The sequence below is a fragment of the Enterobacter quasihormaechei genome, assembly GCF_004331385.1.
GTDB lineage: Bacteria > Pseudomonadota > Gammaproteobacteria > Enterobacterales > Enterobacteriaceae > Enterobacter > Enterobacter quasihormaechei.
The window spans coordinates 20,781-28,868 of sequence record NZ_SJON01000027.1 but is presented as its reverse complement, the minus strand read 5'-3'; the positions used below and the strand labels follow the sequence as shown (position 1 = coordinate 28,868).

7 protein-coding genes are annotated in these 8,088 nt (G+C 51.6%); all 7 read left to right on the top strand.

Features of this window, described 5'->3' with window-relative positions; all coding sequences use genetic code 11:
- The first annotated feature begins 234 nt into the window (after positions 1–234).
- The 7 genes from secE (at position 235) to rpoB (ending at position 8,025) form a co-directional block, all read left to right on the top strand.
- Positions 235–618 (top strand): preprotein translocase subunit SecE, encoded by a 384-nt coding sequence (gene secE / locus E0L16_RS21215; RefSeq protein WP_003862342.1) that lies wholly within the window; start codon positions 235–237, stop codon positions 616–618.
- Between the two features lies 1 nt (position 619).
- On the top strand, positions 620–1,165 hold the full coding sequence (gene nusG, locus E0L16_RS21210) for a transcription termination/antitermination protein NusG (protein WP_003862341.1): 546 nt from the start codon (positions 620–622) through the stop codon (positions 1,163–1,165).
- A gap of 156 nt (positions 1,166–1,321) precedes the next feature.
- Positions 1,322–1,750, top strand: a complete 429-nt coding sequence (gene rplK, locus E0L16_RS21205; protein WP_003862340.1) for a 50S ribosomal protein L11 — start codon at positions 1,322–1,324, stop codon at positions 1,748–1,750.
- A 3-nt stretch (positions 1,751–1,753) separates the two neighbouring features.
- The gene (rplA, locus tag E0L16_RS21200; RefSeq protein ID WP_006810530.1) at positions 1,754–2,458 is read left to right on the top strand and encodes a 50S ribosomal protein L1; all 705 of its coding nucleotides are present in this window, start codon (positions 1,754–1,756) and stop codon (positions 2,456–2,458) included.
- Between the two features lie 289 nt (positions 2,459–2,747).
- Positions 2,748–3,245, top strand: coding sequence for a 50S ribosomal protein L10 (gene rplJ, locus E0L16_RS21195; protein WP_003862338.1), 498 nt, complete (start codon positions 2,748–2,750; stop codon positions 3,243–3,245).
- A 66-nt stretch (positions 3,246–3,311) separates the two neighbouring features.
- Positions 3,312–3,677 carry a 50S ribosomal protein L7/L12 gene (rplL, locus tag E0L16_RS21190; protein ID WP_002445276.1) on the top strand — a complete coding sequence of 122 codons (366 nt, stop codon included), beginning with the start codon at positions 3,312–3,314 and terminating at the stop codon, positions 3,675–3,677.
- A 319-nt stretch (positions 3,678–3,996) separates the two neighbouring features.
- Positions 3,997–8,025 carry a DNA-directed RNA polymerase subunit beta gene (gene rpoB / locus E0L16_RS21185; RefSeq protein WP_015569976.1) on the top strand — a complete coding sequence of 1,343 codons (4,029 nt, stop codon included), beginning with the start codon at positions 3,997–3,999 and terminating at the stop codon, positions 8,023–8,025.
- Positions 8,026–8,088: the final 63 nt, after the last annotated feature.

Sequence of the window (8,088 nt, the reverse complement as noted above, 5' to 3'; positions counted from 1 at the left end):
CGGCTAATCGCTGATAACATTTGACGCAATGCGCAATAAAAGGGCATCATTTGATGCCCTTTTTGCACGCTTTCACATCAGAACCTGGCTCATCAGTGATTAATTTTGTCATAATCATTGCTGAGACAGGCTCTGCGGAGAGCGTATAATACGAAAAGCGAATAGCATTTCGATTGGTTTGCCTCGCACTCGCGGGGTGAAAATGTTTGTAGAATACTTCTGACAGGTTGGTTTATGAGTGCGAATACCGAAGCTCAAGGGAGCGGGCGCGGCCTGGAAGCGATGAAATGGGTAGTTGTAGCCGTGCTGCTGATTGTGGCGATTGTCGGCAACTATCTTTATCGTGACATGATGCTGCCGCTACGCGCGCTTGCAGTGGTAATTCTGATTGCTGCGGCGGGTGGTGTCGCGCTGTTGACGACAAAAGGCAAAGCGACCGTTGCGTTTGCCCGCGAAGCGCGTACCGAAGTCCGCAAGGTCATTTGGCCGACTCGCCAGGAAACATTGCACACCACGCTGATTGTAGCGGCGGTAACCGCTGTAATGTCACTGATCCTGTGGGGACTGGATGGTATTCTGGTTCGCCTGGTATCCTTTATCACTGGCCTGAGGTTCTGAGATGTCTGAAGCCCCTAAAAAGCGCTGGTACGTCGTTCAGGCGTTTTCCGGTTTTGAAGGCCGCGTAGCTACGTCGCTGCGTGAGCATATCAAATTACACAATATGGAAGAGTTATTTGGCGAAGTCATGGTGCCGACCGAAGAAGTGGTCGAGATCCGTGGCGGCCAACGTCGCAAAAGCGAGCGTAAATTCTTCCCGGGTTACGTGCTGGTTCAGATGGTGATGAACGACGCGAGCTGGCACCTGGTGCGCAGCGTACCGCGCGTGATGGGCTTTATCGGCGGCACATCTGACCGTCCGGCGCCAATCAGCGACAAAGAAGTTGATGCGATTATGAACCGCCTCCAGCAGGTTGGTGATAAGCCGCGTCCGAAAACGCTGTTTGAACCGGGTGAGATGGTTCGTGTTAACGACGGTCCGTTTGCTGACTTTAACGGCGTTGTCGAAGAAGTGGACTACGAGAAGTCCCGCCTGAAAGTTTCCGTTTCTATCTTCGGTCGTGCGACCCCGGTAGAACTGGACTTTGCCCAGGTAGAAAAAGCCTAAGCAGCGATCAAAAAAGCGACGATTTAATCGTTGCACAGGGCGCGAGATTGGAATACAATTTCGCGCCTTTTGTTTTTATGGGCCCCGGCCCGTAAAACGAATTTTATTCACGGGGAGCCTCTCCGAGGCGTTATTACCCAATCAGAGGATTTTAGAATGGCTAAGAAAGTACAAGCCTACGTCAAGCTGCAGGTTGCAGCAGGTATGGCGAACCCAAGTCCACCAGTTGGTCCAGCTCTGGGTCAGCAGGGTGTGAACATCATGGAATTCTGTAAAGCGTTCAACGCCAAAACCGAATCCATGGAAAAAGGTCTGCCAATTCCAGTTGTAATCACTGTTTACGCTGACCGTTCTTTCACTTTCGTTACCAAAACCCCTCCAGCAGCAGTTCTGCTGAAGAAAGCGGCTGGTATCAAGTCTGGTTCCGGTAAGCCGAACAAAGACAAAGTGGGTAAAATTTCCCGCGCTCAGTTGCAGGAAATCGCGCAGACCAAAGCTGCCGACATGACTGGTTCCGACATTGAAGCGATGACTCGCTCCATCGAAGGTACTGCACGTTCCATGGGCCTGGTAGTGGAGGACTAAGAAATGGCTAAACTGACCAAGCGCATGTCCGTGATCCGTGACAAAGTTGATGCGACCAAACAGTACGACATCAACGAAGCTATCGCTCTGCTGAAAGAACTGGCTACTGCTAAGTTCGTTGAAAGCGTTGACGTTGCCGTTAACCTGGGCATCGACGCTCGTAAATCCGATCAGAACGTTCGTGGCGCAACTGTACTGCCACACGGTACTGGCCGTTCCGTTCGCGTAGCTGTATTTGCTCAGGGTGCAAACGCTGAAGCTGCTAAAGCTGCCGGCGCTGAACTGGTAGGTATGGAAGATCTGGCTGATCAGATCAAGAAAGGCGAAATGAACTTTGACGTTGTTATTGCTTCTCCAGATGCAATGCGCGTTGTTGGCCAGCTGGGCCAGGTTCTGGGTCCACGCGGCCTGATGCCAAACCCGAAAGTGGGTACTGTAACCCCTAACGTTGCTGAAGCGGTTAAGAACGCTAAAGCAGGTCAGGTTCGTTATCGTAACGACAAAAACGGCATCATCCACACCACCATCGGTAAAGTGGACTTTGACGCTGACAAACTGAAAGAAAACCTGGAAGCTCTGCTGGTTGCGCTGAAAAAAGCTAAACCAACTCAGGCGAAAGGCGTGTACATCAAGAAAGTTAGCATCTCCACCACCATGGGTGCAGGTGTTGCAGTTGACCAGGCTGGCCTGAGCGCTGCTGCAAACTAATGCCTTTACGTGGGCGGTGATTTTGTCTACAATCTTACCCCCACGTTTGCTAACAAACGTTAGCGGCTAAAAGAATTGTTCGTTGGAGCCTGGCCTATCCAGGCCTCCGTCGAAGACCGCAGGTGTTTCGCAAGAAACTTAATCCCCTGCGTAGACGGTGACAGAACGCTAAGATTATTTTAAATACTCTGGCTTGTTTCTGCTCACCGTATTAAGACGCTCTTCCCGTTGGGTTGAGTGAAGTGAGTTCCGGAACATGAGTTCCGGCAAACATCCAGGAGCAAAGCTAATGGCTTTAAATCTTCAAGACAAACAAGCGATTGTTGCTGAAGTCAGCGAAGTAGCCAAAGGCGCGCTGTCTGCAGTAGTTGCGGATTCCCGTGGCGTTACTGTAGACAAAATGACTGAACTGCGTAAAGCAGGTCGTGAAGCTGGCGTATACATGCGTGTTGTTCGTAACACCCTGCTGCGTCGCGTAGTTGAAGGTACTCAGTTCGAGTGCCTGAAAGACACGTTTGTTGGTCCGACCCTGATTGCATACTCTATGGAACACCCGGGCGCTGCTGCTCGTCTGTTCAAAGAGTTCGCGAAAGCGAATGCAAAATTTGAGGTCAAAGCTGCAGCCTTTGAAGGTGAGTTGATCCCGGCATCGCAAATCGATCGCCTGGCAACCCTGCCGACCTACGAAGAAGCAATTGCACGCCTGATGGCAACCATGAAAGAAGCTGCGGCTGGCAAACTGGTTCGCACTCTGGCTGCTGTACGCGATGCGAAAGAAGCTGCTTAATCGCAGTTATCTTTATAAAGCATTTGCTTACGTATAAACTTATTCTGATTTTCAGGAACAATTTAAATGTCTATCACTAAAGATCAAATCATTGAAGCAGTTGCAGCTATGTCCGTAATGGACGTTGTAGAGCTGGTATCTGCAATGGAAGAAAAATTCGGTGTTTCTGCTGCTGCTGCTGTAGCTGTAGCTGCGGGCCCGGCTGAAGCTGCTGAAGAAAAAACTGAATTCGACGTAATTCTGAAAGCTGCTGGCGCGAACAAAGTTGCTGTAATCAAAGCAGTACGTGGCGCAACTGGCCTGGGTCTGAAAGAAGCTAAAGACCTGGTAGAATCTGCTCCAGCTGCGCTGAAAGAAGGCGTGAGCAAAGACGACGCAGAAGCACTGAAAAAATCTCTGGAAGAAGCTGGCGCTGAAGTTGAAGTTAAATAAGCCAACTTTTCTGGTTGCAGCCTAAGCAATTAGGCTGATGGCTGGTGACTTTTTAGTCACCAGCCTTTTTGCGCTGTAAGGCATCAGCAGCATTTCACACTGTTTGACTGCTGGTTGTCCTGACAATGCTTGTTTCTATCGACGACTTAATATACTGCGACAGGGTGCTCGCTCTGTGTAAATCGCAATGAAATGGTTTAAGCGTGATAGCAACAGGTATTGCGGAAAGTATTCAATTTTCCGGTCCACAAAATGGTGTTGCACAAACTGTCCCTTCGTCGGACAGATGGGTCGACTTGTCAGCGAGCTGAGGAACCCTATGGTTTACTCCTATACCGAGAAAAAACGTATTCGTAAGGATTTTGGTAAACGTCCACAAGTTCTGGACATTCCATATCTCCTTTCTATCCAGCTTGACTCGTTCCAGAAGTTTATCGAGCAAGATCCTGAAGGGCAGTACGGCCTGGAAGCAGCCTTCCGTTCCGTGTTCCCGATTCAGAGCTACAGCGGTAACTCCGAGCTGCAGTACGTCAGCTACCGCCTTGGCGAACCGGTGTTTGACGTTCAGGAATGTCAGATCCGTGGCGTGACCTATTCCGCACCGCTGCGCGTAAAACTGCGTCTGGTGATCTACGAGCGCGAAGCGCCGGAAGGCACCGTAAAAGACATTAAAGAACAAGAAGTCTACATGGGTGAAATTCCACTCATGACGGACAACGGTACTTTCGTTATCAACGGTACTGAGCGTGTTATCGTTTCCCAGCTGCACCGTAGCCCGGGCGTCTTCTTCGACAGCGATAAAGGTAAAACGCACTCTTCCGGTAAAGTACTGTATAACGCACGCATCATTCCTTACCGTGGTTCATGGCTGGACTTCGAATTCGATCCAAAAGACAACCTGTTTGTCCGTATCGACCGTCGTCGTAAACTGCCTGCAACCATCATTCTGCGTGCACTGAACTATACCACTGAGCAGATCCTGGACCTGTTCTTTGAGAAAGTGATCTTTGAAATCCGCGACAACAAGTTGCAGATGGAATTGGTGCCGGAACGTCTGCGTGGTGAGACCGCGTCGTTCGACATCGAAGCCGACGGCAAAGTGTATGTGGAAAAAGGTCGCCGTATCACCGCGCGCCACATCCGCCAGCTGGAAAAAGATGATATCAAACACATCGAAGTTCCGGTTGAATACATTGCAGGAAAAGTAGCCGCGAAAGATTACGTTGATGAATCAACTGGCGAGCTGATCTGCCCAGCGAACATGGAGCTGAGCCTGGATCTGCTGGCTAAGCTGAGCCAGTCTGGCCACAAACGTATCGAAACGCTGTTCACCAACGATCTGGACCACGGTCCGTACATCTCTGAGACTGTACGCGTCGACCCAACCAACGATCGTCTGAGCGCGCTGGTAGAAATCTACCGCATGATGCGTCCTGGTGAGCCACCAACTCGCGAAGCGGCTGAAAGCCTGTTCGAGAACCTGTTCTTCTCCGAAGACCGCTACGATCTGTCCGCGGTAGGTCGTATGAAGTTCAACCGTTCTCTGCTGCGCGACGAGATCGAAGGTTCCGGTATCCTGAGCAAAGACGACATCATCGAAGTGATGAAGAAGCTCATCGATATCCGTAACGGCAAAGGCGAAGTGGACGATATCGACCACCTCGGCAACCGTCGTATCCGTTCCGTTGGCGAAATGGCGGAAAACCAGTTCCGCGTTGGCCTGGTACGTGTAGAGCGTGCGGTGAAAGAGCGTCTGTCTCTGGGCGATCTGGATACCCTGATGCCTCAGGATATGATCAACGCCAAGCCGATTTCCGCGGCAGTGAAAGAGTTCTTTGGTTCCAGCCAGCTGTCTCAGTTCATGGACCAGAACAACCCGCTGTCTGAGATCACGCACAAACGTCGTATCTCTGCACTCGGCCCAGGCGGTCTGACCCGTGAACGTGCAGGCTTTGAAGTTCGAGACGTACACCCGACTCACTACGGTCGCGTATGTCCAATCGAAACGCCTGAAGGTCCAAACATCGGTCTGATCAACTCCCTGTCCGTGTACGCACAGACAAACGAATACGGTTTCCTTGAGACCCCGTATCGTAAAGTGACCGACGGTGTGGTTACCGACGAAATTCATTACCTGTCTGCTATCGAAGAAGGCAACTACGTTATCGCTCAGGCGAACTCCAACCTGGATGACGAAGGCCACTTTGTAGAAGATCTGGTTACCTGCCGTAGCAAAGGCGAATCCAGCTTGTTCAGCCGCGACCAGGTTGACTACATGGACGTTTCCACCCAGCAGGTGGTATCCGTCGGTGCGTCCCTGATCCCGTTCCTGGAACACGATGACGCCAACCGTGCATTGATGGGTGCGAACATGCAACGTCAGGCCGTTCCAACTCTGCGTGCTGATAAGCCGCTGGTTGGTACCGGTATGGAACGTGCTGTTGCCGTTGACTCCGGTGTTACGGCAGTCGCTAAGCGTGGCGGTACCGTTCAGTACGTTGACGCATCCCGTATCGTTATCAAAGTTAACGAAGACGAGATGTATCCGGGCGAAGCGGGTATCGACATCTATAACCTGACCAAATACACCCGTTCTAACCAGAACACCTGTATCAACCAGATGCCTTGCGTATCTCTGGGTGAGCCAGTTGAGCGCGGCGACGTGCTGGCAGACGGTCCGTCCACCGACCTCGGTGAATTGGCGCTCGGTCAGAACATGCGCGTAGCGTTCATGCCGTGGAACGGTTACAACTTCGAAGACTCCATCCTCGTCTCCGAGCGTGTGGTTCAGGAAGATCGTTTCACCACCATCCACATTCAGGAACTGGCCTGTGTGTCCCGTGACACCAAGCTGGGGCCAGAAGAGATCACTGCCGACATCCCTAACGTGGGTGAAGCTGCGCTCTCCAAACTGGATGAATCCGGTATTGTTTACATCGGTGCGGAAGTCACCGGCGGTGACATTCTGGTAGGTAAGGTGACGCCGAAAGGTGAAACCCAGCTGACTCCAGAAGAGAAACTGCTGCGTGCAATCTTCGGTGAGAAAGCGTCTGACGTTAAAGACTCTTCTCTGCGCGTACCAAACGGTGTTTCCGGTACGGTTATCGACGTTCAGGTCTTCACTCGTGATGGCGTTGAGAAAGATAAGCGTGCGCTGGAAATCGAAGAGATGCAGCTCAAACAGGCGAAGAAAGACCTGTCTGAAGAATTGCAGATCCTCGAAGCAGGTCTGTTCAGCCGTATCTATGCGGTGCTGGTTGCCGGTGGCGTTGAAGCTGAGAAGCTCGACAAACTGCCACGCGATCGCTGGCTGGAACTGGGCCTGACCGACGAAGAGAAACAAAATCAGCTGGAACAGCTGGCTGAGCAGTATGACGAACTGAAACACGAGTTCGAGAAAAAACTCGAAGCGAAACGCCGTAAAATCACTCAGGGCGACGATCTGGCACCAGGCGTGCTGAAGATTGTTAAGGTGTATCTGGCTGTTAAACGTCAGATCCAGCCTGGTGATAAGATGGCAGGTCGTCACGGTAACAAGGGTGTTATCTCTAAGATCAACCCGATCGAAGATATGCCGCACGATGCTAACGGTACGCCGGTAGATATCGTACTGAACCCACTGGGCGTACCGTCTCGTATGAACATCGGTCAGATTCTGGAAACTCACCTGGGTATGGCTGCGAAAGGTATCGGCGATAAGATCAACGCCATGCTGAAACAGCAGCAGGAAGTCGCGAAACTGCGCGAGTTCATCCAGCGTGCCTACGATCTGGGTACCGACGTTCGTCAGAAAGTCGACCTGAACACCTTCAGCGATGAAGAAGTGCTGCGTCTGGCAGAGAACCTGCGCAAAGGTATGCCAATTGCAACGCCGGTATTCGACGGTGCAAAAGAAGCTGAAATTAAAGAGCTGCTGCAACTGGGTGGTCTGCCAACGTCTGGTCAGATTACGCTGTTTGACGGCCGTACCGGTGAACAGTTCGAGCGTCCGGTAACCGTAGGTTACATGTACATGCTGAAACTGAACCACCTGGTCGACGACAAGATGCACGCTCGTTCTACCGGTTCTTACAGCCTGGTTACTCAGCAGCCGCTGGGTGGTAAGGCTCAGTTCGGTGGTCAGCGCTTCGGGGAGATGGAAGTGTGGGCGCTGGAAGCATACGGCGCAGCATACACCTTGCAGGAAATGCTCACCGTTAAGTCTGATGACGTGAACGGTCGTACTAAGATGTATAAAAACATCGTAGACGGCAACCATCAGATGGAGCCGGGCATGCCAGAATCCTTCAACGTACTGTTGAAAGAGATTCGTTCGCTGGGTATCAACATCGAACTGGAAGACGAGTAATTCTCGCTCAAACAGGTCACTGCTGTCGGGTTAACGCCCGACAGCAGAGTGTGCTAACTCCGA

What these genes read in the sequence shown, in the direction of transcription:
- secE (WP_003862342.1), top strand. Translation starts at nt 235, where the DNA reads ATGAGTGCGAATACCGAAGCTCAAGGGAGCGGGCGCGGCCTGGAAGCG.
- nusG (WP_003862341.1), top strand. Translation starts at nt 620, where the DNA reads ATGTCTGAAGCCCCTAAAAAGCGCTGGTACGTCGTTCAGGCGTTTTCC.
- rplK (WP_003862340.1), top strand. Translation starts at nt 1,322, where the DNA reads ATGGCTAAGAAAGTACAAGCCTACGTCAAGCTGCAGGTTGCAGCAGGT.
- rplA (WP_006810530.1), top strand. Translation starts at nt 1,754, where the DNA reads ATGGCTAAACTGACCAAGCGCATGTCCGTGATCCGTGACAAAGTTGAT.
- rplJ (WP_003862338.1), top strand. Translation starts at nt 2,748, where the DNA reads ATGGCTTTAAATCTTCAAGACAAACAAGCGATTGTTGCTGAAGTCAGC.
- rplL (WP_002445276.1), top strand. Translation starts at nt 3,312, where the DNA reads ATGTCTATCACTAAAGATCAAATCATTGAAGCAGTTGCAGCTATGTCC.
- rpoB (WP_015569976.1), top strand. Translation starts at nt 3,997, where the DNA reads ATGGTTTACTCCTATACCGAGAAAAAACGTATTCGTAAGGATTTTGGT.